The 23,316-nt window shown below is 41.4% G+C and carries 27 protein-coding genes and 2 pseudogenes; 26 read left to right on the forward strand and 3 right to left on the reverse strand.

Annotation, left to right across the window (positions count from 1 at the left end; all coding sequences use genetic code 11):
• Positions 1-13 precede the first annotated feature (13 nt).
• From PCY12_RS09295 to PCY12_RS09310, 4 genes are read left to right on the forward strand one after another with little or no spacing between them, the layout of a single operon-like run.
• On the forward strand, positions 14-1,510 hold the full coding sequence (locus PCY12_RS09295; protein ID WP_000759899.1) for an ABC transporter permease: 1,497 nt from the start codon (positions 14-16) through the stop codon (positions 1,508-1,510).
• On the forward strand, positions 1,510-2,436 hold the full coding sequence (oppC, locus tag PCY12_RS09300; RefSeq protein ID WP_000103703.1) for an oligopeptide ABC transporter permease OppC: 927 nt from the start codon (positions 1,510-1,512) through the stop codon (positions 2,434-2,436). The genes PCY12_RS09295 and oppC overlap by 1 nt, the downstream gene beginning before the upstream one ends.
• A gap of 8 nt (positions 2,437-2,444) precedes the next feature.
• Positions 2,445-3,512: an ABC transporter ATP-binding protein gene (locus tag PCY12_RS09305; protein WP_301352645.1), complete on the forward strand. Its 1,068-nt coding sequence runs from the start codon at positions 2,445-2,447 to the stop codon at positions 3,510-3,512.
• Between the two features lie 10 nt (positions 3,513-3,522).
• Positions 3,523-4,449 carry an ATP-binding cassette domain-containing protein gene (locus tag PCY12_RS09310; RefSeq protein ID WP_042900321.1) on the forward strand — a complete coding sequence of 309 codons (927 nt, stop codon included), beginning with the start codon at positions 3,523-3,525 and terminating at the stop codon, positions 4,447-4,449.
• A 398-nt stretch (positions 4,450-4,847) separates the two neighbouring features.
• Here PCY12_RS09310 and PCY12_RS09315 read toward each other — a convergent pair whose 3' ends face one another.
• Positions 4,848-5,021 (reverse strand): hypothetical protein, encoded by a 174-nt coding sequence (locus tag PCY12_RS09315; RefSeq protein WP_301352647.1) that lies wholly within the window; start codon positions 5,019-5,021, stop codon positions 4,848-4,850.
• Between the two features lie 33 nt (positions 5,022-5,054).
• Between PCY12_RS09315 and PCY12_RS09320 the strand changes: the two genes are divergently transcribed.
• From PCY12_RS09320 to PCY12_RS09390, 15 genes and pseudogenes are all read left to right on the forward strand, one after another.
• A complete protein-coding gene (locus PCY12_RS09320; protein ID WP_301352649.1) occupies positions 5,055-6,032 on the forward strand; it encodes an ABC transporter substrate-binding protein in 978 nt (325 codons plus the stop codon).
• Positions 6,033-6,043: 11 nt separating this feature from the next.
• Positions 6,044-6,937, forward strand: a complete 894-nt coding sequence (locus PCY12_RS09325; protein WP_001012085.1) for an ABC transporter permease — start codon at positions 6,044-6,046, stop codon at positions 6,935-6,937.
• Between the two features lie 12 nt (positions 6,938-6,949).
• Positions 6,950-7,753 (forward strand): ATP-binding cassette domain-containing protein, encoded by an 804-nt coding sequence (locus PCY12_RS09330; RefSeq protein ID WP_173306959.1) that lies wholly within the window; start codon positions 6,950-6,952, stop codon positions 7,751-7,753.
• A 14-nt stretch (positions 7,754-7,767) separates the two neighbouring features.
• Positions 7,768-7,923: pseudogene (locus PCY12_RS09335) on the forward strand (alpha,alpha-phosphotrehalase); the annotation flags it as partial.
• Positions 7,924-8,064: 141 nt separating this feature from the next.
• The gene (locus PCY12_RS09340; protein ID WP_000364990.1) at positions 8,065-8,313 is read left to right on the forward strand and encodes a YneF family protein; all 249 of its coding nucleotides are present in this window, start codon (positions 8,065-8,067) and stop codon (positions 8,311-8,313) included.
• Positions 8,314-8,510: 197 nt separating this feature from the next.
• Positions 8,511-9,305, forward strand: coding sequence for a glutamate racemase (racE, locus tag PCY12_RS09345; RefSeq protein WP_301352650.1), 795 nt, complete (start codon positions 8,511-8,513; stop codon positions 9,303-9,305).
• Positions 9,302-10,273 carry a nucleoside-triphosphate diphosphatase gene (locus PCY12_RS09350; RefSeq protein ID WP_000182419.1) on the forward strand — a complete coding sequence of 324 codons (972 nt, stop codon included), beginning with the start codon at positions 9,302-9,304 and terminating at the stop codon, positions 10,271-10,273. The genes racE and PCY12_RS09350 overlap by 4 nt, the downstream gene beginning before the upstream one ends.
• Entirely contained in the window at positions 10,249-10,770 is a 522-nt protein-coding gene (locus tag PCY12_RS09355; protein ID WP_301352651.1) for a metallophosphoesterase, read from the forward strand. Before PCY12_RS09350 ends, PCY12_RS09355 begins: the two co-directional genes overlap by 25 nt.
• Positions 10,767-11,228, forward strand: coding sequence for a cyclic-di-AMP-binding protein CbpB (gene cbpB, locus PCY12_RS09360; RefSeq protein WP_004260968.1), 462 nt, complete (start codon positions 10,767-10,769; stop codon positions 11,226-11,228). The genes PCY12_RS09355 and cbpB overlap by 4 nt, the downstream gene beginning before the upstream one ends.
• Positions 11,225-11,959 carry a site-specific tyrosine recombinase XerD gene (gene xerD, locus PCY12_RS09365; protein ID WP_301352666.1) on the forward strand — a complete coding sequence of 245 codons (735 nt, stop codon included), beginning with the start codon at positions 11,225-11,227 and terminating at the stop codon, positions 11,957-11,959. Before cbpB ends, xerD begins: the two co-directional genes overlap by 4 nt.
• Positions 11,959-12,687 (forward strand): segregation/condensation protein A, encoded by a 729-nt coding sequence (locus PCY12_RS09370; RefSeq protein WP_301352652.1) that lies wholly within the window; start codon positions 11,959-11,961, stop codon positions 12,685-12,687. Before xerD ends, PCY12_RS09370 begins: the two co-directional genes overlap by 1 nt.
• An 18-nt stretch (positions 12,688-12,705) precedes the next feature.
• The gene (scpB, locus tag PCY12_RS09375; protein WP_301352654.1) at positions 12,706-13,275 is read left to right on the forward strand and encodes an SMC-Scp complex subunit ScpB; all 570 of its coding nucleotides are present in this window, start codon (positions 12,706-12,708) and stop codon (positions 13,273-13,275) included.
• On the forward strand, positions 13,262-13,984 hold the full coding sequence (locus PCY12_RS09380) for a pseudouridine synthase (protein ID WP_001222228.1): 723 nt from the start codon (positions 13,262-13,264) through the stop codon (positions 13,982-13,984). The genes scpB and PCY12_RS09380 overlap by 14 nt, the downstream gene beginning before the upstream one ends.
• Entirely contained in the window at positions 13,984-14,220 is a 237-nt protein-coding gene (gene yidD, locus PCY12_RS09385; protein ID WP_301352656.1) for a membrane protein insertion efficiency factor YidD, read from the forward strand. The genes PCY12_RS09380 and yidD overlap by 1 nt, the downstream gene beginning before the upstream one ends.
• 6 nt (positions 14,221-14,226) lie before the next feature.
• Entirely contained in the window at positions 14,227-14,436 is a 210-nt protein-coding gene (locus PCY12_RS09390) for a hypothetical protein (protein WP_301352658.1), read from the forward strand.
• 77 nt (positions 14,437-14,513) lie between these two features.
• On the opposite strand, the gene galE is transcribed toward PCY12_RS09390, so the two are convergent.
• Entirely contained in the window at positions 14,514-15,512 is a 999-nt protein-coding gene (galE, locus tag PCY12_RS09395) for a UDP-glucose 4-epimerase GalE (protein WP_301352660.1), read from the reverse strand.
• 294 nt (positions 15,513-15,806) lie between these two features.
• Here galE and pepA point away from each other — a divergent pair, with 294 nt between their 5' ends.
• The gene (pepA, locus tag PCY12_RS09400; protein WP_000209170.1) at positions 15,807-16,871 is read left to right on the forward strand and encodes a glutamyl aminopeptidase; all 1,065 of its coding nucleotides are present in this window, start codon (positions 15,807-15,809) and stop codon (positions 16,869-16,871) included.
• Between the two features lie 21 nt (positions 16,872-16,892).
• The gene (locus PCY12_RS09405) at positions 16,893-17,189 is read left to right on the forward strand and encodes a bacteriocin immunity protein (protein WP_049511393.1); all 297 of its coding nucleotides are present in this window, start codon (positions 16,893-16,895) and stop codon (positions 17,187-17,189) included.
• Positions 17,190-17,290: 101 nt separating this feature from the next.
• Here PCY12_RS09405 and PCY12_RS09410 read toward each other — a convergent pair whose 3' ends face one another.
• Positions 17,291-18,922: a Na/Pi cotransporter family protein gene (locus PCY12_RS09410; protein WP_301352662.1), complete on the reverse strand. Its 1,632-nt coding sequence runs from the start codon at positions 18,920-18,922 to the stop codon at positions 17,291-17,293.
• A gap of 239 nt (positions 18,923-19,161) precedes the next feature.
• On the opposite strand from PCY12_RS09410, the gene pgk reads away from it, so the two are divergent.
• The 5 genes and pseudogenes from pgk to tnpA form a co-directional block, all read left to right on the forward strand.
• Entirely contained in the window at positions 19,162-20,358 is a 1,197-nt protein-coding gene (gene pgk, locus PCY12_RS09415) for a phosphoglycerate kinase (RefSeq protein WP_301352664.1), read from the forward strand.
• Between the two features lie 135 nt (positions 20,359-20,493).
• Positions 20,494-21,021 carry an aromatic acid exporter family protein gene (locus PCY12_RS09420; RefSeq protein WP_000119914.1) on the forward strand — a complete coding sequence of 176 codons (528 nt, stop codon included), beginning with the start codon at positions 20,494-20,496 and terminating at the stop codon, positions 21,019-21,021.
• Positions 21,022-21,097: 76 nt separating this feature from the next.
• A complete protein-coding gene (glnR, locus tag PCY12_RS09425) occupies positions 21,098-21,454 on the forward strand; it encodes a transcriptional repressor GlnR (RefSeq protein WP_000659547.1) in 357 nt (118 codons plus the stop codon).
• Positions 21,455-21,490: 36 nt separating this feature from the next.
• Positions 21,491-22,837, forward strand: a complete 1,347-nt coding sequence (gene glnA / locus PCY12_RS09430; protein ID WP_001122886.1) for a type I glutamate--ammonia ligase — start codon at positions 21,491-21,493, stop codon at positions 22,835-22,837.
• 265 nt (positions 22,838-23,102) lie between these two features.
• Positions 23,103-23,316 (forward strand): annotated as a pseudogene (tnpA, locus tag PCY12_RS09435) (IS200/IS605 family transposase); the annotation flags it as partial.

Genomic DNA, 23,316 nt, shown 5'->3' on the forward strand with positions numbered 1-23,316 from the left:
TAAAGGAAATAATATGAAAAAATATATTTTTATGCGTGTTTTGCGGTCATTGGTTTCGATTTTCTTAGTAACGACTTTGACCTACACGATTATCTATACCTTGGTTCCTCGAAAATTGATTTTCAAGCAGGACCCTAACTATAATAAAATTGCGACAACGGCTGATAAACGTGATAACTATGAAAATACTGTGTTTGAGCGTATGGGCTACATTGAGTATTACGATACTAAGGAGTTGCAAGAAAAGGCAAGTAGCATGGATTCTTCTGTAACAGTAGAGGCAAATGCGACCAATAAAGCTATTTATGAAAAGTACATCAATCAATTAGGTCATGGTTGGACTTTGGGAGAATTTACTGAAAGTGGTCAATTTTATGCTACTCGTGAAATTCCAATTTTTGAACGTGTTTTTCACTTCTATGCTAACTTGATTGACATTGACCATACAAATAAAATTCAAGACCCTGAAAATCCAGACTTGAAACGCTACCTTCGTTTCGAAAATGATCCAGCTATCGGATGGTCATTGGTCGGTTCGGGTACTAAACATAAATATCTCTTGTACTTCAACAGTCAGTTCCCATTTGTGCATCAAAATTTTGTGAATATCAATTTAGGTGACTCTTATCCAACCTATGCTAATACACCAGTTCTTCAGGTTATTACTCAAGGTCAAGGACAAACCAAAACTGCCCAAGTTCAGTTCCCAACAGGTAAGAAAACGTCTTCTGTAAATATTTACTCAAGAACCTACAAGTCACCTAGCCAGGCTGATTCTCGTGAAGTAGCTAGCTATGGGAAAGATGATCCTTATACAGCGACTGAAAGTAATTACCAATATCCATCTATGATTGTCAGCTCTGCTATTGCTGGTTTGATTGGTTTGGTGATTTCTTATGCGATTGCCGTGCCACTTGGTTCAGCCATGGCTCGTTTCAAGAACACTTGGATCGATAGCTTCTCAACAGGGGCTTTGACCTTCTTGATGGCACTTCCAACAATCGCCCTTGTTTATATTGTTCGATTGATTGGTTCCTCAATTGGTTTACCAGATTCATTCCCTATCTTAGGGGCTGGAGATTGGCGTTCTTATGTTTTACCAGCAGTCATCCTTGGTTTGTTGGGTGCTCCTGGTACAGCCATTTGGATTCGTCGTTACATGATTGACTTGCAATCTCAAGACTTTGTTCGTTTCGCTCGTGCAAAAGGTTTGTCTGAAAAAGAAATTTCAAACAAACACATCTTTAAAAATGCCATGGTTCCGCTGGTTTCAGGAATTCCTGGTGCTGTTATCGGGGTTATCGGTGGTGCAACCCTTACTGAAACAGTCTTCGCCTTCCCAGGTATGGGTAAAATGTTGATTGACTCTGTAAAAGCATCTAATAACTCTATGGTCGTAGGTCTTGTCTTCATCTTTACATGTATTTCTATCTTCTCACTTCTTTTGGGAGATATTTGGATGACGATTATTGACCCACGTATTAAATTGACTGAGAAAGGAGGCAAATAATGTCTACAATCGATAAAGAAAAATTTCAGTTTGTAAAACGTGACGATTTTGCCTCTGAAACTATTGATGCGCCAGCATATTCTTACTGGAAGTCAGTGTTTAGACAATTTATGAAGAAAAAATCAACTGTAGTTATGTTGGGAATCTTGGTAGCTATCATTTTGATGAGTTTCATCTACCCAATGTTTTCTAAGTTTGATTTCAATGATGTCAGCAAGGTAAACGACTTTAGTGCTCGTTATATCAAGCCAAATGCTGAGCATTGGTTCGGTACAGACAGTAACGGTAAATCGCTCTTTGACGGTGTCTGGTTCGGAGCTCGTAACTCTATCCTCATTTCTGTGATTGCGACAGTGATTAACTTGGTTATCGGTGTTTTTGTCGGTGGTATTTGGGGAATTTCAAAATCAGTTGACCGCGTGATGATGGAAGTTTATAATGTCATCTCAAACATCCCATCTCTTTTGATTGTCATTGTCTTGACTTACTCAATCGGAGCTGGATTCTGGAATTTGATTTTTGCCATGAGTGTAACAACATGGATTGGAATTGCCTTCATGATCCGTGTGCAAATCTTGCGTTATCGTGATTTGGAATACAACTTGGCGTCACGTACTTTGGGAACACCAACCTTGAAGATTGTTGCCAAAAACATTATGCCACAATTGGTATCTGTTATTGTGACAACCATGACTCAAATGCTTCCAAGCTTTATCTCATACGAAGCCTTCTTGTCTTTCTTCGGTCTTGGATTACCAATTACAGTGCCAAGTTTGGGTCGTTTGATTTCGGATTATTCACAAAACGTAACAACCAATGCTTACTTGTTCTGGATTCCATTGACAACTCTTGTCTTGGTATCCTTGTCCCTTTTCGTAGTTGGTCAAAACTTAGCGGATGCTAGTGATCCACGTACACATAGATAGGAGTAGAAATGACAAAAGAAAAAAATGTAATTTTGACTGCTCGCGATATTGTCGTGGAATTTGACGTTCGTGACAAAGTATTGACAGCCATTCGCGGCGTTTCCCTTGAGCTAGTTGAAGGAGAAGTATTGGCTTTGGTAGGTGAGTCAGGATCAGGGAAATCTGTTTTGACAAAGACCTTCACAGGTATGCTCGAAGAAAATGGTCGCATTGCCCAAGGAAGTATTGACTACCGTGGTCAGGACTTGACAGCCTTGTCTTCTCATAAAGATTGGGAACAAATTCGTGGTGCTAAGATTGCGACGATCTTCCAGGACCCAATGACTAGTTTGGACCCAATTAAAACAATTGGTAGTCAGATTACAGAAGTTATTGTAAAACACCAAGGAAAAACAGCTAAAGAAGCAAAAGAATTGGCCATTGACTACATGAATAAGGTTGGGATTCCAGACGCAGATAGACGTTTTGATGAATACCCATTCCAATATTCTGGAGGAATGCGTCAACGTATCGTTATTGCCATTGCCCTTGCCTGCCGACCTGATGTCTTGATCTGTGATGAGCCAACGACTGCCTTGGATGTGACTATCCAAGCACAGATTATTGATTTGCTGAAATCTTTACAAAACGAGTATCATTTCACAACAATCTTTATCACCCACGACCTTGGTGTGGTAGCAAGTATTGCGGATAAGGTAGCGGTTATGTATGCAGGAGAAATCGTTGAATATGGAACGGTTGAGGAAGTCTTCTATGACCCTCGCCATCCATATACATGGAGTCTCTTGTCTAGCTTACCTCAGCTTGCTGATGATAAAGGGGATCTTTACTCAATCCCAGGAACACCTCCGTCACTTTATACTGATCTGAAAGGGGATGCCTTTGCCTTGCGTTCTGACTATGCAATGAAGATTGACTTCGAACAAAAAGCTCCTCAATTCTCAGTATCAGAGACACATTGGGCTAAAACTTGGCTTCTTCATGAGGATGCTCCAAAAGTAGAAAAACCAGCTGTGATTGCAAATCTCCATGATAAGATTCGTGAAAAAATGGGATTTGCCCATCTGGAAGACTAGGAGGAAGGAAATGTCTGAAAAATTAGTAGAAATCAAAGATTTAGAAATTTCCTTCGGTGAAGGAAGTAAGAAGTTTGTTGCGGTTAAAAATGCTAACTTCTTTATCAACAAGGGAGAAACCTTCTCGCTTGTAGGTGAGTCAGGTAGTGGGAAAACAACTATTGGTCGTGCTATCATCGGTCTCAATGATACAAGTAATGGAGATATCATTTTTGAGGGTCAAAAGATTAATGGTAAGAAATCGCGTGAACAAGCTGCGGAATTGATTCGTCGTATCCAGATGATTTTCCAAGACCCTGCGGCAAGTTTGAATGAACGTGCGACTGTTGATTATATTATTTCTGAAGGTCTTTACAATCACCATTTGTTTAAGGATGAAGAAGAACGTAAAGAGAAAGTTAAAAATATTATCCGTGAAGTGGGGCTTCTTGCTGAGCATTTGACTCGTTACCCTCATGAATTTTCAGGTGGTCAACGTCAACGTATCGGTATTGCCCGTGCCTTGGTTATGCAACCAGACTTTGTTATTGCGGATGAGCCCATTTCAGCCTTGGACGTTTCTGTTCGTGCCCAAGTCTTGAACTTGCTCAAAAAATTCCAAAAAGAACTTGGTTTGACCTATCTCTTTATCGCCCATGACTTGTCTGTCGTTCGTTTTATTTCAGATCGTATCGCAGTTATTTACAAGGGTGTTATTGTAGAGGTTGCAGAAACAGAAGAATTGTTTAACAATCCAATTCACCCATATACTCAAGCCTTGCTTTCAGCGGTACCAATCCCAGATCCAATCTTGGAACGCAAGAAGGTCTTGAAGGTTTACGACCCAAGTCAACACGACTATGAGACTGATAAGCCGTCTATGGTAGAAATCCGTCCAGGTCACTATGTTTGGGCTAACCAAGCCGAATTGGCACGTTACCAACAAGGGTTAAACTAATAATGGTTTTATAATTTCCATGTCAACTTTTATGGAAATTATAAACCTTTTTTTGTTGGACTGATTTGAAAAAACTTTGAAAGCGGCTTGAAAGAATTTTCGAAAAATTTTAAAAAATTCTGAAATATTCTTGACAGCTGATAAAAAAGGTGGTAAGATAGGAAACATCAAAAAAGAAAGCAGAAAAAGAAATGAATAAAAGACAAGCTGTAACGATGAATCAAAACTTTTACTTTAGCTACTTTAGATAGTGTTTGTAGACATGTCACCATGGATGCAAACAGTTCAAGCAATTTGTTTGTATCTATGTGGCTAAGATTTTTGATTGTAGTCCATATAGATGAATATCTAAATGGACTAGCTAAGTTGTAACTTGTTAGATTATTTCAAGCATCCGTTTAGGTATTATCTAGGCGGTTTTTTGTTTTATACTCTTCGAAAATCTCTTCAAACCACGTCAACGTCGCCTTGCCGTAGGTATGGTTACTGACTTCGTCAGTTCTATCCACAACCTCAAAACACTGTTTTGAGCAACCTGCGGCTAGTTTCCTAGTTTGCTCTCTGATTTTCATTGAGTATTATCTTTTCTGAGAAGGAGTTTCATTATGAAAGTTGTTCGAAAATTGCTAGCACCCCTCTTGGTTGTAGGGATCCTCTTGACCTCTCTGATTAGTTTGCATCAGTTGAAGGCAGATAAGAAAAAAGATGTTTTTCGTATCGGTATTTCGCAGTTTATTACTCATCAATCTTTGGACGCTACTAGAGAAGGTTTTGTGGATGAGTTGGCCAAGCAAGGCTATATTGAAGGGAAAAATATCGAGATTGATTTGCAAAATGCACAGGGAGAACAACGAAATCTTAAAACGATTTCCCAGCAACTAGCAGAATCTAGTGATGTCGTTCTAGCCATCGCAACACCTTCTGCCCAGAGCTTGGCCAATACGACGCAAACGACACCTGTTATCTTTTCAGCTGTAACAGATCCTGTCAGTGCCAAGTTGGTTGAGTCAAGAGAACACCCTGGGGGCAATGTGACTGGGACAAGTGACCAGTCATCAGATGCCATTTCAACTCAAATCAATTTGATAAAGAAAGTGTTGCCAAAAGCTAAAACGATTGGAATCCTCTATACTCAGAGCGAGCCAAACTCAGTTGTCCAAAAGGATGAAGCTAAGCGCCTTCTGGAAGAAAAAGGCTTTACCGTTGTTGAAAAAACAATCTTGGACAGTAACAACGTCAAGGCTGCAGCAGAGAGTTTGATGGCAGAGGTGGATATGGTTTTTGTCCCAACGGATAATATCGTTTCGTCAACCATGGAAACAGTCAAGCAGGTTTCTATTAAACATAAGGTTCCAGTATTCGGTGGTTCAACAGAAATGATTGCGGTTGGTGGCTTGTATAACTACGGAACCAATTATGAAGAACTGGGACGGCAGACAGCTCGCATGCTGGTTCGTGTCTTAAAAGGTGAGAAGCCAGAAAATATAGCAGTTGAGTTGCCTGAAAAGCTGGAATTGCATACAAATCAAGAAATGGCAGATGCACTAGGAATTGATATTAGTAAGTTAGAAGGCAAGGAATAAGGAGGTTTGAGATGAATTTTGTATTATCTAGTTTATCAGAAGGTTTGCTATGGTCGATTATGGCTATTGGGGTCTACTTGACTTTCCGTATTTTGGATATTGCGGATATGACTGCTGAAGGAGCCTTTCCACTGGGGGCGGCTGTCGTCGTATCTCAGATACAGGCAGGGACAAATCCTTGGATTGCGACTTTACTTGCTTTGCTGGCAGGTATGGTAGCAGGTCTAGTATCAGGAATGCTTCACACCAAGATGAAAATTCCAGCTCTCTTGACAGGGATTGTGACCTTGACAGGGCTTTATTCAATCAATATTAAAATCATGGGAAGCGTGCCCAATCTTTCCTTGGGAGATTCTTCGACTGTCTTTAAACAGTTGGCTAGCTTGGGATTGACAAATGAAGAAGCTGTTTTCTCATTCAGTTTAGCCTGTCTCTTACTTGTTTGTTTGGTCTTGACTCTTTTGATGAAAACAGAGATTGGCTTGGTCTTGCGTTCGACTGGAGACAATATTCCGATGAGTGAGGCTAATGGAGTCAATGTAGACACCATGAAGATTGTTGGTTACATGATTTCAAACGGTTTGATTGCCTTATGTGGTTCCTTGTTTGCCCAAAATGATGGATTTTCAGATGTGACTTCTGGGACAGGAACCATTGTTGTTGGTTTGAGTGCAGTGATTATTGCGGAAGTCTTGATACATGACTTGACCATTGGAGGCCGCTTATTATCCATCGGAATTGGTGCTATTGTTTATCGTTTGATTATTTTAAATATCTATGAAATTCCAAATCTAGATCAAAACCTGGTTCGTCTCTTTAATGCAATCTTACTCGCCTTAGTTTTATTTGCACCAGAATTGCAAAAGAGATTAAAGATTCGTGGTTTGAAACTGAGAAATGAATAGGAGGAGAAAGTTATGGCAAGTTTGTTAACACTTGAAAATATTCACAAAACATTTGAAGCAGGGACGGTCAACGAGAACCATGTCCTCAAAGGATTAGATTTAGAGGTTGAAGAGGGAGATTTTATCTCTGTAATTGGTGGAAATGGAGCAGGGAAATCCACTTTGATGAATATCTTGGCAGGCAATCTATCGGTGGATGAAGGGGATCTTTTATTGGCAGGCAAATCCATTAAAAATCTGAGTGTAAGAAAGAGAGCCAAGGATATCGCCCGTGTTTTTCAAGATCCTAAGATGGGAACAGCTTCTCGTTTGACGATTGAGGAGAATATGGCTATTGCTTTGAGACGCGGGCAGAAGAGAGGGCTTGGTTGGGGCGTGAAGGAGAAGGATAGAATCCAGTTCCAAGAGGCCTTGAAGGAGTTGAATATTGGTCTTGAAAACCGCTTGAAAGTGGATACTCAATACCTCTCAGGAGGACAAAGACAGGCCTTGACCCTAGTCATGGCAGCTCTGGTGAAACCCAAACTTTTGCTTTTGGATGAACATACTGCGGCACTTGATCCAAAAACCAGTCAAATGGTGATGGACTTAACGCAAAAGATTGTGGAACACCATCGGTTGACTACTTTGATGATTACCCACGATATGAACCATGCGATTGAATACGGAAATCGTCTCATTATGCTCTATCAAGGCAAGATAGTGGTGGATGTCAAGGGAGAGGAGAAAAAGCATCTGACGGTTGAAGACCTTATGCATCTCTTCCAGAAAAATAGTGGCCAAAGTCTAGTCAGTGATGAATTGGTTTTGGGATAAAGAAAAAGGCTGAGATGTGGCTCAATAATTTTTATGTCACAGAAGTGGAAACAGACTTACGAGTAGCCTACCAAAATGGACAGATTTTACTTTCAAACTATGAAGATGCAGAAGTGTCTGAAAAAATTCTACTCAAACCGTATCAAACACTGGCTATCTATGTAAACTAAACTCAGTAAGGAGCCCTCTTTTGCATAAAATCAGGGTTCTTTTTGCTGTCTATTCCCTCCCTGAAAGCGTAAAACAAACTAGTCAGGGTGGCTAGTTTGTGGTATAATGAAAGAGACTCAAAAAGAAACAGGAGAAAAATGATGGATTTACTTTTAGCAATTGTATTGATTGTGCTAGCTTTTCTAGGAGGAGCTCTTGGAGGAATGTACTTGGTTCGTAAGCAAATTGAAAAAGAATTCGCTGACAACCCACGTTTGAATGCTGAAGCAGTTCGTACTCTTTTGAGTGCAAATGGTCAAAAACCAAGCGAAGCTAAGGTACAACAAGTTTACCACCAAATCATCCGCCAACAAAAGGCAGCCCTTGCTAACAATAAAAAGAAAAAATAAATAAGGAAAAGTCTGGGATGAAAGTTCCAGACTTCTCACTATGTTGCCTATGGTTTAGGGATGGGACTTTTTCCTTGCATTCTATTGATATTTGATTATGATTAGGAGAGAGTTGTTGATTAGGATGTCCTTCAGTTCATAAGGATCAATAATCATAATGAACTATCAATCAGAAAAAAGACTAGAAAGAAGACTGTATGGATAATCGACCAATTGGTTTTTTGGATTCGGGTGTCGGGGGCTTGACCGTTGTGCGCGAGCTCATGCGCCAGCTTCCCCATGAAGAAATCGTCTATATTGGAGATTCGGCGCGGGCACCCTATGGTCCCCGTCCTGCTGAGCAAATTCGTGAATATACTTGGCAGTTGGTCAACTTTCTCTTGACCAAGGATGTCAAAATGATTGTCATTGCTTGTAATACTGCGACTGCGGTCGTCTGGGAAGAAATCAAGGCTCAACTAGACATTCCCGTCCTAGGTGTGATTTTGCCAGGAGCTTCGGCAGCTATCAAGTCCAGCCAAGGTGGGAAAATCGGAGTCATTGGAACGCCCATGACGGTACAATCAGATATCTATCGTCAGAAAATTCATGATCTGGCTCCGGACTTACAGGTGGAGAGTTTGGCCTGTCCCAAGTTTGCCCCCTTGGTGGAGTCGGGTGCCCTGTCAACCAGTGTCACCAAGAAAGTAGTTTATGAAACCTTGCGTCCCTTGGTAGGAAAGGTGGATAGCCTGATTTTGGGTTGTACCCATTATCCACTCCTCAGACCTATTATTCAAAATGTCATGGGGCCCAAGGTTCAACTTATCGATAGTGGGGCAGAGTGTGTACGGGACATTTCAGTCTTACTCAATTATTTTGAAATCAATCGTGGTCGCGATGCTGGACCACTTCATCACCGTTTTTACACAACAGCCAGCAGCCAAAGTTTTGCACAAATTGGTGAAGAATGGTTGGAAAAAGAGATTTATGTGGAGCATGTAGAATTATGACAAATAAAATTTATGAATATAAGGATGACCAGGACTGGTATGTCGGCTCATATAGTATTTTTGGTGGTGTCCGGACATTGACTGATGAAGACTTGGATTTTCCTCTATTTGAGTTTGCCCAAAGATTTCGAGATGAGGAACAAGGTTTTCCTATTTCTGTGATTGTTTTACGCTATGGTTCTCTCTACCGTTTATTGTCTTTTGTGGTAGATATCCTCAACCAAGAAATGGGACGAAATCTGGAAGTCATCCAACGTCAGGGAGCTTTTCTCTTGATTGAAAATGGGCAACTCCTGCATGTAGCATTGCCTAAAGAAGGGGTCAATGTTCATGATTTCTTTGAGACAAGCAAGGTCAGAGAAACCTTATTGATTGCGACTCGAAACGAAGGCAAGACCAAAGAGTTCCGAGCTATCTTTGATAAGTTAGGCTACGATGTGGAAAATCTTAATGACTATCCTGACCTGCCTGAAGTAGCAGAAACGGGCATGACCTTTGAAGAAAATGCCCGCCTCAAGGCAGAAACCATTTCTCAATTAACGGGCAAGATGGTTCTGGCAGATGATTCTGGACTTAAAGTTGATGTCCTTGGTGGCTTGCCAGGTGTCTGGTCAGCTCGTTTCGCAGGAGTGGGAGCTACTGACCGTGAAAACAATGCCAAACTCTTGCACGAATTGGCCATGGTCTTTGAACTCAAGGACCGCTCGGCTCAATTCCATACAACCCTAGTCGTAGCCAGTCCAAACAAGGAAAGCTTGGTTGTTGAAGCAGACTGGCCAGGCTACATTAACTTTGAACCTAAGGGTGAAAATGGCTTCGGCTATGACCCTCTCTTCCTTGTAGGAGAGACAGGTAAGTCCTCAGCTGAATTAACCCTTGAAGAAAAAAATAGTCAATCTCACCGTGCCTTAGCCGTTAAGAAACTTTTGGAGGTATTTCCATCATGGCAAAGCAAACCATCATTGTAATGAGCGATTCACATGGCGATAGCTTGATTGTGGAAGAAATGCGTGATCGCTATGTGGGCAAAGTTGACGCCGTTTTTCATAACGGCGATTCTGAACTGCGTCCTGATTCTCCACTTTGGGAGGGCATCCGTGTAGTTAAAGGGAACATGGACTTCTACGCCGGCTACCCAGAACGTTTGGTGACCGAGCTTGGTTCGACCAAGATTATCCAAACCCATGGTCACCTGTTTGACATCAATTTCCACTTTCAAAAGTTGGACTACTGGGCTCAGGAAGAAGAGGCCGATATCTGCCTTTATGGTCACTTGCATGTGCCAAATGCTTGGATGGAAGGAAAGACTCTTTTTCTAAATCCAGGTTCTATCAGTCAACCACGTGGGACCATCAGAGAATGTCTCTATGCTCGTGTGGAGATTGATGACAGTTATTTCAAAGTGGACTTTTTGACACGAGACCATGAGGTGTATCCAGGCTTGTCCAAGGAGTTTAGCCGATGATTGCCAAGGAGTTTGAAACTTTCTTGTTGGGGCAGGAGGAAACTTTTTTGACCCCTGCTGAAAATCTGGCCGTGTTGATTGATACCCATAATGCAGATCACGCGACCCTCTTGCTCAGTCAGATGACCTATACCCGTGTTCCTGTTGTAACAGATGAAAAACAGTTTGTTGGGACGATTGGGCTCAGAGATATTATGGCTTATCAGATGGAGCATGACTTGAGTCAAGAGATCATGGCAGATACGGATATCGTTCATATGACGAGAACGGACGTAGCGGTTGTTTCGCCTGATTTTACCATTACAGAGGTCTTGCACAAATTAGTGGATGAGTCCTTCTTGCCGGTTGTGGATGCGTCTGGTATTTTCCAAGGGATTATCACGCGCAAGTCTATCCTCAAGGCAGTCAATGCCCTCTTGCATGATTTTAGTAAGGAATATGAGATTCGATGCAAATGAGAGATGGGATTTCAGCCTTTTTAGAAGAAAAGCAGGGCTTGTCTGTCAATTCCAAGCAGTCCTATAAGTATGATTTGGAGCAATTTTTAGACATTGTGGGCGAGCGGATTTCTGAGACCAGTCTCAAGATTTACCAAGTCCAACTAGCCAATCTAAAAATTAGCGCCCAGAAGCGAAAGATTTCGGCCTGTAATCAATTTCTCTACTTCCTCTATCAAAAAGGAGAAGTGGATAGCTTTTATCGTTTGGAATTAGCCAAACAAGCTGAAAAGAAGACCTCAAAACCAGAACTGTTAAACCTAGACTCTTTTTGGCAGGAAAGTAATTATCCAGAGGGGCGTTTACTAGCTCTTCTTATCTTAGAAATGGGGCTCTTGCCGAGTGAGATTTTAGCTCTCAAGGTTGAGGATATCAATCTGGACTTTCAAGTGTTGCGAATCAAGAAGGCTTCCCAACAGAGGATTGTCACCATTCCTACAACCTTGCTTTCAGAGTTGGAACCCTTGATGGGGCAGACCTATCTTTTTGAAAGGGGAGGGAAAGCCTATTCTCGTCAGTGGGCCTTTCGTCAGCTAGAATCCTTTGTCAAGGAGAAAGGTTTTTCGGCCTTATCAGCCCAAGCCTTGCGGGAACAGTTTATTCTAAGACAAATTGAAAAGCAGGTCGATTTGTACGAAATTGCAAAAAAACTAGGATTAAAAACAGTCCTGACCTTAGAAAAATATAGATAATGGATATTAAATTAAAAGATTTTGAAGGGCCCCTAGACTTGCTCTTGCACCTGGTTTCTAAGTACCAGATGGATATCTACGATGTGCCCATTACGGAAGTCATCGAACAGTATCTAGCTTATGTCTCAACCCTGCAGGCCATGCGTCTGGAAGTGACGGGCGAGTACATGGTCATGGCTAGCCAGCTCATGCTGATCAAGAGTCGCAAACTACTTCCAAAGGTAGCAGAAGTGACAGACTTGGAGGATGACCTAGAGCAGGATCTTCTCTCTCAAATTGAAGAATACCGTAAGTTTAAGCTCTTGGGTGAGCACTTGGAAGCCAAGCACCAAGATCGGGCTCAGTATTATTCTAAAGCACCGACAGAGTTGATTTACGAAGATGCGGAGCTTGTGCATGACAAGACGACCATTGACCTCTTTTTGGCTTTTTCAAATATCCTAGCCAAGAAAAAAGAGGAGTTTGCACAGAATCACACGACTATCTTGCGGGACGAGTATAAGATTGAGGACATGATGGTTATCGTGAAAGAGTCCTTGGCTGGACGAGATCAATTGCGCTTGCAGGATTTGTTTAAGGAAACCCAGAATCTCCAAGAGGTCATCACCCTCTTTTTGGCAACCCTAGAGTTAATCAAAACCCAGGAGCTGATTCTTGTGCAAGAGGAAAGTTTCGGAGATATTTATCTCATGGAAAAGAAGGAAGAAAGTCAAGCGGCCCAAAGCTAGACTTGATAGAGAGGAAAGATGAGTACTTTAGCAAAAATAGAAGCGCTCTTGTTTGTAGCGGGTGAAGATGGGATTAGAGTCCGCCAGTTAGCTGAACTCCTCTCTCTACCACCGACAGGCATCCAACAGAGTTTAGAAAAATTAACCCAAAAGTATGAAAAGGATCCAGATTCCAGTTTGGCTCTGATTGAGACAGGGGGCGCTTATAGATTGGTGACCAAGCCTCAATTTGCAGAGATTTTGAAGGAATACTCTAAGGCGCCTATCAACCAGAGTTTGTCTCGGGCTGCCCTTGAGACCTTGTCCATCGTTGCCTACAAACAACCCATCACACGGATAGAAATTGATGCCATCCGTGGAGTCAACTCGAGTGGGGCCTTGGCAAAGTTGCAGGCTTTTGACTTGATACGAGAAGACGGGAAAAAAGAAGTGTTGGGTCGCCCCAATCTCTATGTGACTACGGATTATTTCCTAGATTACATGGGGATAAATCATTTGGAAGAATTACCAGTGATTGATGAGCTTGAGATTCAAGCCCAAGAAAGCCAATTATTTGGTGAAAGGATAGAAGAAGATGAGAATCAATAAGTATATTGCCCACGCAGGTGTGGCCAGTAGGAGAAAAGCAGAAGAGCTGATCAAGCAAGGTTTGGTGACGGTTAACGGCCAAGTGGTACGTGAACTAGCAACCACTATCAAGTCAGGCGACAAGGTCGAAGTTGAAGGCCAGCCTATCTACAACGAAGAAAAGGTTTACTATCTGCTTAACAAACCACGTGGTGTGATTTCCAGTGTGACAGATGACAAGGGCCGCAAGACGGTTGTCGACCTCTTGCCCAACGTGAAGGAGCGCATATACCCTGTAGGTCGTTTGGACTGGGATACATCAGGAGTCTTGATTTTGACCAATGATGGGGATTTTACGGATGAAATGATTCACCCTCGTAATGAGATTGACAAGGTTTATGTCGCGCGTGTTAAAGGTGTGGCCAATAAGGATAATCTCCGCCCCTTGACCCGTGGACTTGAGATTGATGGCAAGAAAACCAAGCCGGCTGTCTATGAGATTCTCAAAGTGGACCCAGTCAAAAACCGCTCTGTGGTGCAGTTGACCATCCATGAAGGGCGTAACCACCAGGTTAAAAAGATGTTTGAAGCTGTCGGTCTCCAAGTGGACAAGTTGTCACGGACCCGTTTTGGACATCTAGACTTGACAGGACTCCGTCCAGGAGAATCGCGTCGTCTTAATAAAAAAGAAATCAGCCAACTACACACCATGGCTGTAACCAAGAAATAATGAAACGAATTTTAATAGCGCCTGTGTGCTTTTACCAACGGTTTATCTCGCCAGCCTTTCCCCCCTCTTGTCGCTTTGAGCCGACTTGTTCAAACTACATGATTGAGGCTATTGAAAAACATGGCTTTAAGGGTGTCTTGATGGGCTTGGTTCGGATTTTGCGTTGCCATCCCTGGTCGAAAACAGGTAAGGACCCAGTCCCAGACCATTTTTCTTTAAAGAGAAATGCAAAATAATATTCAATGAAAATCAAAGAACAAACTAGGAAACTAGCCGCAGGCTGCTCAAAACAGTGTTTTGAGGTTGTGGATAGAACTGACGAAGTCAGCTCAAAACAGTGTTTTGAGGTTGTAGATGAAACTGACGAAGTCAGTAACCATACCTACGGCAAGGCGACGTTGACGTGCTTTGAAGAGATTTTCGAAGAGTATAAATTGGATTCTAATATATAAAACACAGATAGATGATACTTGGTATTTATCAAGTGCCATCTATCTGTGTTTTTATTTATGATTGATGTTTCTGCTATTTATTCCAAAATGTTTTTGCCTTCTTTAACACGCCAATGATAATCCGATAAAATAATATCTTCAAGAGAGTAGCTAGCCTTCCAATCAAGATATTTTTTAGCTTTTGATGCGTCTGCTAGGACGCTAGCTGGGTCACCAGCACGGCGAGCAACAATTTCGTGTGGTATTTTTTGATTCAGTAATTCTTCAGCAGTTTTAAAGATTTCTTTGACGGTATAACCTTTTTCAGTTCCTAAGTTAAAGATTTGAGAAGAACTGTCTTCTTGAAATAGGTAGTTCATTCCTTTAACATGAGCCTGTGCAAGATCCAAGACATGAATGTAATCCCGAATACATGAACCATCACGTGTATCGTAGTCATCTCCAAATATTTTTAGGCTATCATTTTGTCCCAATGCGGTCTTGTTGATATTTGGAATGATATGAGTTGGATTTTTCACACGCAGACCGTTTGAGGCATCCATTTCAGCCCCAGCTACATTAAAGTAACGGAAAATAACATATTTCCAGTCGTAGCGATTGGCCATCCAGTAAATCATTCGTTCACCCATCAGTTTTGTTTCTGCATAAGGGTTGACAGGGTCGAGCAGGGTATCTTCAGTTGCAGCCTTGTCAATACAGTTATTACCATAAAGAGAAGCAGTCGAAGAGAACATGATTTTTTGAATGCCAACTTCAGATAAGACTTTGAGAACTTGGTTCATACCAGCAACATTGGCAGTGAAGTATTTACTTGGATTTTCAATACTTTCGCTCACAACAATCTCACCTGCACAATGGAGAACAGCATCAATCTTATTTTCTTCCAAATAAGTTTTTAAGGCGCTAGCATTATAAACATCCAGTTGTTTAAAGCTAGCACGACTATCCACAGCTGAACGATTTCCTGTAGAGAGATTATCGAGGACATGTACCTGATAGCCAGCATTTAAAAGAGCTTTAACGGTATGGGAGCCAATGTAGCCAGCCCCACCTGTAACAAGAATTGTTTTGGTCATGATTTTTTCCTTTACCTATTTTTGTACTATTTTAAAGAAAGAAGAAGGCGAAGTCAACTATTTTCTGCAAATTTCATGAAAAAATTGAACAAATATAGTATTGAATTGTTTTTTGTTTGGGAATTAATAGTTGGGTTAATCTTGGAATAGTTCTTAGATTTTACCTCACATGCAAGAAAATACAATCTTTTTCTAAGATAGAGCAGGACTAAGATACTAACTTAGAAATCCACCTTCCCACTATCCTTCTCCTATAAAAAGTGGTAAAATGGATGGAAGAAAGAAGGAACTGAAATGACAACATTATTTTCAAAAATCAAAGAAGTAACAGAACTAGCTGCGATCTCAGGTCATGAGGCGCCTGTCCGTGCTTATCTTCGTGAAAAGTTAACACCGCACGTGGATGAAGTGGTGACAGATGGCTTGGGTGGTATTTTTGGTATCAAACATTCAGAAGCTGCAGATGCACCGCGTGTCTTGGTCGCTTCTCACATGGATGAAGTTGGTTTTATGGTCAGCGAGATTAAGCCAGACGGTACATTCCGTGTCGTAGAAATCGGTGGCTGGAACCCTATGGTAGTCAGCAGCCAACGTTTCAAACTTCTGACTCGTGATGGTCGTGAAATTCCTGTGATTTCAGGCTCTGTTCCTCCACATTTGACTCGTGGAAAGGGTGGACCAACCATGCCTGCTATTGCAGATATCGTCTTTGATGGTGGTTTTGCGGATAAGGCTGAGGCAGAAAGCTTTGGCATCCGTCCTGGCGACACCATCGTACCAGATAGTTCTGCAATCTTAACAGCCAATGAAAAAAATATCATCTCAAAAGCTTGGGACAATCGCTATGGAGTTCTCATGGTGAGCGAGCTAGCTGAAGCCTTGTCAGGTCAAAAACTTGGCAATGAACTCTATCTTGGCTCTAACGTCCAAGAAGAAGTTGGTCTTCGTGGTGCTCATACTTCCACAACTAAGTTTGACCCAGAAGTTTTCCTAGCAGTTGACTGCTCACCTGCTGGTGATGTTTATGGGGGTCAAGGCAAGATTGGAGATGGAACCTTGATTCGTTTCTACGACCCAGGTCACTTGCTTCTCCCAGGAATGAAGGATTTCCTTTTGACAACAGCTGAAGAAGCTGGTATCAAGTACCAATACTACTGTGGTAAAGGCGGAACGGACGCTGGCGCAGCCCATCTGAAAAATGGTGGTGTCCCATCTACAACAATCGGTGTTTGCGCTCGTTATATCCACTCTCATCAAACCCTCTACGCTATGGATGACTTCCTAGAAGCTCAAGCTTTCTTGCAAGCCTTGGTGAAGAAATTGGATCGTTCAACAGTTGATTTGATTAAAAATTATTAAACCATAAGGGAGGTGGTAGGGATGGTAGAACCAAACCTAGAAAGTCTTGTAAAAGATCTTTACAATCATGCCCGACATGATTTGAGTGAGGATTTAGTTGATGCTCTCCTAGAGACTGCTAAAAAACTGCCTACTACAAATGAGCAATTGCTGGCCGTCCGTCTCTCAGGACTCGTCAATCGTGAATTGCTCAAGAATCCCAGACATCCGGCACCTGAGTTGCTCAACTTGGCTCGTTTTATCAAAAGAGAAGAGGCCAAGTACAGAGGAACTGCAGCTTCTGCGCTTATGTACGGAGAGCTCTTTAAAATGCTTTGATTCCATTGTGAATCAAAGCATTTTTCTATATAGTAGAAAAGAAATTCTTACTTAGGAAAAAGTAAAAAGCCATCCAATTATGATGGATAGCTTCTTGGTTCTTAGATTTGTTCTGCAAAAACCTTTTCAGCTAGATTCATAGCGTGGTCTGATACACGGGTGTAGTGTGAGATGATGTCGATAAAGTTGACCCCAGCTTGTGTTGAACATTCGCCTTTATTGAGGCGTTTGATGTGAGTTTTTCTGAGAACACGTTCTATCTTATTGATTGCTTCATGACGTTCTACAAGACTGCGTGCTTTTTCAATGTCATTGTTTTCCACACTATACAGAGCATCTTTGATAAAGTCACTAGTTTGACGGTAAACTTCCTCTAATTCTTTCAAGGCGGCATCAGAAAATTCAACATTTTTCCGTTGAAGATAGTCAGTCAGATTGAGTAGAGCCTCTGCGTGGTCTCCAATCCGTTCCAAATCACGAGAGGAATCAAGAATATTGGTGAGCACTTCGCTTTCTTTTTGGCTGAGAGCTTCGCTTGAAAGGGCAATGAGATAACGTGTTAATTGCTCATCGATGGTGTTAATGGCTTCTTCGGTTTTATGCCCTTTTTCAGCAACTTTTTCATCCAAGTCAATGATATACTTATAGGAAAGGTCAAAGGCTTTAGCAGCGTAGTTTCCTAAGTGCAAGAGCTCTTTCTTAGCATTTCCGAGAGCGATAGATGGGGCTTGTTTGATGAAATGTTCATCAAGATATAAGGGTTCGTATTTGACAACCTCGTCCTCTCCAGGAATAATCTTGGTTACAAAGTAAGCCAGAGCTCCGATAAATGGAAATTGGACAATGGTATTGGTAATATTAAAGGTTCCGTGAGCAAAGGCGATGGTCATTTCCGGTGCTAGATTTAGCGTAGATTCAAACCAATGAATCAAGCCAGTGAAAGGTACAAGGAAGACAATACAGATAACCGTACCAATCACGTTAAAGGCGACATGGGCACCAGCAACACGTTTGGCGGCGATATTGGCTCCAAGAGAAGCAATAATAGCTGTAATGGTCGTTCCGATATTATCACCAAATAGAACTGGCAAAGCTCCCTGTAGGTCAATCAGATTGCTGGCGTAGAGGTTTTGTAAAATCCCGATGGTAGCCGAGGAAGCTTGAATTAGCAAGGTCAAGCCGGTACCGACAAAGACACCCAAAACAGGATTCTTACTTAGCTCAATCATATAGTCTTTAAAGACCTGTAAATCTTTGAGTGGAGCCATTGCACCGCTCATGAGATTGAGGGCGAAAAAGATACCACCGACACCAAAGAGGATGCGTCCGATATTATTGACTGTCCGATTTTTTGTAAAGAAGAGGCAGACAGCACCGATAAAGAGCATAGGCAGGGCATAGTCACCTAGTTTAAACCCAATAAGAAAGGATGTGACTGTTGTCCCAATATTAGCCCCCATGACAATTCCGATAGCCTGACGTAAGGTTAGGAGACCGGCACTGACTAGGCCGACTGTGATAACTGTTACACCAGAACTAGACTGAATTAGAGCAGTCATCCCAATACCAACCAGAACTCCAAAGAAAGGATTGCTAGTATATTTGTCAATGTAAAAACGAAGGCGATCTCCAGCAGCTTGTTGCAAACCGTCCCCCATGGTCTTGATACTATATAAGAATAGTCCCAGACCACCTAAAAAGTGAAATAAAATTTCCTGCCAATTAATGGACATTTCTTTTTCCTCCGAAAAATAATAACGGAATATCTCCTATTCTATTTTAAAGGATAAAAGTAAATCTAACAAGTGTTAAGCTAAGATTTTAGAAAGAAAAATTGTCAGAAAAAGTAAAAATAATAGACTCTAGCATGTCACAAAGATTAAATATCGAAAAATCTTGTGAAATCTTTCCTTATATTTCCAAAGTGTGATATAATAGTTTCGAATAAAATAAATAAAGGGGTTTTTGTAACATGGCAAAACTTACTGTTAAAGACGTTGACTTGAAAGGTAAAAAAGTCCTCGTTCGTGTTGACTTCAACGTACCATTGAAAGATGGCGTAATCACTAACGACAACCGTATCACAGCAGCTCTTCCAACTATTAAGTACATCATCGAACAAGGTGGACGTGCAATTCTTTTCTCTCACCTTGGACGTGTGAAAGAAGAAGCTGATAAAGCTGGTAAATCACTTGCTCCTGTAGCAGAAGACTTGGCAGCAAAACTTGGTCAAGACGTTGTGTTCCCAGGTGTTACTCGTGGTGCTGAATTGGAAGCAGCTATCAACGCTCTTGAAGATGGACAAGTTCTTTTGGTTGAAAACACTCGTTACGAAGATGTTGACGGCAAGAAAGAATCTAAAAACGATCCTGAACTTGGTAAATATTGGGCATCACTTGGAGATGGTATCTTCGTAAACGATGCATTCGGTACAGCTCACCGTGCACACGCATCTAACGTTGGTATCTCAGCAAACGTTGAAAAAGCAGTTGCTGGTTTCCTTCTTGAAAACGAAATTGCCTACATCCAAGAAGCAGTTGAAACTCCAGAACGTCCATTCGTGGCTATCCTTGGTGGTTCAAAAGTTTCAGACAAGATCGGTGTTATCGAAAACTTGCTTGAAAAAGCTGATAAAGTCCTTATCGGTGGTGGTATGACTTACACATTCTACAAAGCACAAGGTATCGAAATCGGTAACTCACTTGTAGAAGAAGACAAATTGGATGTTGCGAAAGCTCTTCTTGAAAAAGCAAACGGTAAATTGATCTTGCCAGTTGACTCAAAAGAAGCTAATGCATTTGCTGGCTACACTGAAGTGCGTGACACTGAAGGTGAAGCAGTTTCTGAAGGCTTCCTTGGTCTTGACATCGGTCCAAAATCTATCGCTAAATTTGACGAAGCTTTGACTGGTGCCAAAACAGTTGTATGGAACGGACCTATGGGTGTATTTGAAAACCCAGATTTCCAAGCTGGTACAATTGGTGTGATGGACGCTATCGTGAAACAACCAGGTGTTAAATCAATCATTGGTGGTGGTGACTCAGCTGCCGCAGCGATTAACCTTGGCCGTGCAGACAAGTTCTCATGGATCTCTACTGGTGGTGGAGCTTCAATGGAACTCCTTGAAGGTAAAGTTCTTCCAGGACTTGCAGCCTTGACAGAAAAATAAGATTTTATAAACAAATCAAAGAAGAGAGGGATGAAAGTTCCTCTTTTCTTTTACTTAAAATAAAAACGCTTCCTCTCAACTATTACTCATAAAAATCACCGATTTATGATAAAATGGAAATAGAAAGTTGAGATTATGAGTTATTTTAAAAAATATAAATTCGATAAATCCCAGTTCAAACTTGGTATGCGAACCTTTAAAACAGGTATTGCTGTTTTTCTAGTTCTCTTGATTTTTGGCTTTTTTGGCTGGAAAGGTCTTCAAATTGGTGCTTTAACAGCTGTGTTTAGCCTGAGGGAGAGTTTTGATAAGAGTGTCCATTTTGGGACTTCGCGTATTCTAGGAAATAGTATCGGTGGCCTCTATGCCTTGGTTTTCTTCCTAATAAATAGTTTTTTCCACGAAGCCTTTTGGGTGACCTTAGTTGTTGTTCCAATCTGCACCATGTTAACCATTATGACAAATGTAGCCATGAATAACAAAGCAGGGGTTATTGGTGGTGTAGCAGCTATGTTAATCATTACCCTATCGATTCCGAGCGGCGAAACAATTTTGTACGTGTTTGCGCGTGTATCAGAAACGTTCATGGGAGTTTTTGTCGCAATTCTTGTAAATTACGATATTGATCGTATTCGGCTCTTTTTAGAGAAAAAAGAAAAATAATGTTACATTTTATAACATTATCAATTGACGTTTGTCTTTTTTTAGACTATAATAGACAGAAAGAAGGAAATTGTAAATGAAGGAAAAAGAATTTCGCCGAAATATGGCTGTTTTTCCTATCGGCAGTGTTATGAAGTTGACCGATCTATCGGCGCGTCAGATTCGTTATTATGAAGATCAAGAGTTGATCAAACCTGATCGAAACGAAGGAAACCGTCGCATGTATTCCTTGAATGACATGGATCGTCTACTTGAAATTAAAGATTATATCTCTGAAGGTTATAATATCGCTGCCATTAAGAAAAAATATGCTGAACGTGAAGCGAAATCCAAGAAAGCGGTGAGTCAGACTGAGGTGCGCCGTGCACTTCACAATGAACTCCTCCAACAGGGGCGCTTTGCTTCAGTACAGTCACCTTTTGGTCGCGGTTAGGCAACCGTAAGTAGTCATACATTAAGGAGAAAACTCATGCCAATCACAGCTGCAGATATTCGTCGTGAAGTCAAGGAAAAAAATGTTACCTTTATTCGTCTCATGTTTTCAGATATTTTGGGAACCATGAAAAACGTCGAAATTCCTGCTACAGATGAACAATTAGATAAGGTCTTGTCAAATAAGGCTATGTTTGATGGATCTTCTATTGAAGGTTTTGTACGTATCAATGAGTCAGATATGTACTTGTACCCAGACTTGGATACATGGACAGTCTTCCCTTGGGGAGATGAAAATGGAAGTGTTGCAGGTTTGATCTGTGATGTCTATACAACAGAAGGTGAACCATTTGCAGGAGACCCTCGTGGCAATTTGAAACGAGCTCTTCGTCACATGGAAGAAGTGGGATTCAAGTCCTTCAACCTTGGACCAGAACCAGAATTCTTCCTATTTAAGTTGGATGAAAATGGAGACCCAACACTTGAAGTAAATGACAAGGGCGGCTACTTTGATTTGGCGCCTACTGACCTTGCGGATAATACACGTCGTGAAATCGTTAATGTCTTGACCAAAATGGGATTTGAAGTAGAAGCCAGCCACCACGAGGTTGCAGTTGGTCAACACGAGATTGACTTTAAGTACGATGAAGTTCTTCGTGCTTGTGATAAGATTCAAATCTTTAAACTTGTTGTTAAAACCATTGCTCGCAAACATGGCCTTTACGCAACCTTTATGGCGAAACCAAAATTTGGTATTGCTGGATCAGGTATGCACTGTAATATGTCCTTGTTTGATGCAGAAGGAAATAATGCCTTCTTTGATCCAAATGATCCAAAAGGAATGCAGTTGTCAGAAACAGCCTATCATTTCCTTGGTGGTTTGATCAAGCATGCCTACAACTATACTGCTATCATGAATCCAACGGTTAACTCATACAAACGTTTGGTTCCAGGTTATGAAGCGCCTGTTTACATTGCTTGGGCTGGTCGTAATCGTTCGCCACTTGTGCGCGTGCCTGCTTCACGTGGTATGGGAACTCGTCTTGAGTTGCGTTCAGTGGATCCAATGGCGAACCCATACATCGCTATGGCGGTTCTGTTGGAAGTTGGTTTGCATGGTATTGAAAACAAAATCGAAGCACCAGCTCCTATCGAAGAAAATATCTACATCATGACAGCAGAAGAGCGTAAGGAAGCTGGTATTACAGACCTTCCATCAACTCTTCACAACGCTTTGAAAGCTTTGACAGAAGATGAGGTTGTCAGAGCAGCTCTTGGAGAACATATCTATACTAGTTTCCTTGAAGCCAAACGAATCGAATGGGCAAGTTATGCAACCTTCGTTTCACAATGGGAAATTGATAACTATTTAGATCTTTACTAATGGAGAAGAAAGATCGCCTCAGGGCCAATGTCATTAAGTTAAGAAGAGTCTGGGGCAAAAAGTTTTCACCCACAAAAAAGCTAGAGATTTCCCATTGGGGAACTCTAGCTTTTTAATTATGTGACTATTAGTCCGTCTCGCTCCGCTAGGTGCGAGACAAAAAACCACCCGCTATGCGGGTGCGCGTCGAAGGTTATACCAAAAAAACTCCGAACGCGATACAATAAAGGTGTTCAAGCCAATTGTAAAGCGAAAGGAGAAAAATATGGCACAAAAGGCTCATAGTTTATCGCACACAAAGTTGCACTGTTCTATCACATTGTGTTCAACCCTAAGTATAGACGAAGAGTCGTCTATAATCAATATCGAAGTAGTTTAGGCGAAATATTTCATCGCTTGTGTAGTTATAAAGGAGTTGAAATTATCGAGGGTCACTTAATGCCAGACCATGTACACATGTTAGTAAGTATTCCACCAAG

Origin of the sequence: Streptococcus sp. SPS1 (genome assembly GCF_030439915.1) — a bacterium.
GTDB lineage: Bacteria > Bacillota > Bacilli > Lactobacillales > Streptococcaceae > Streptococcus.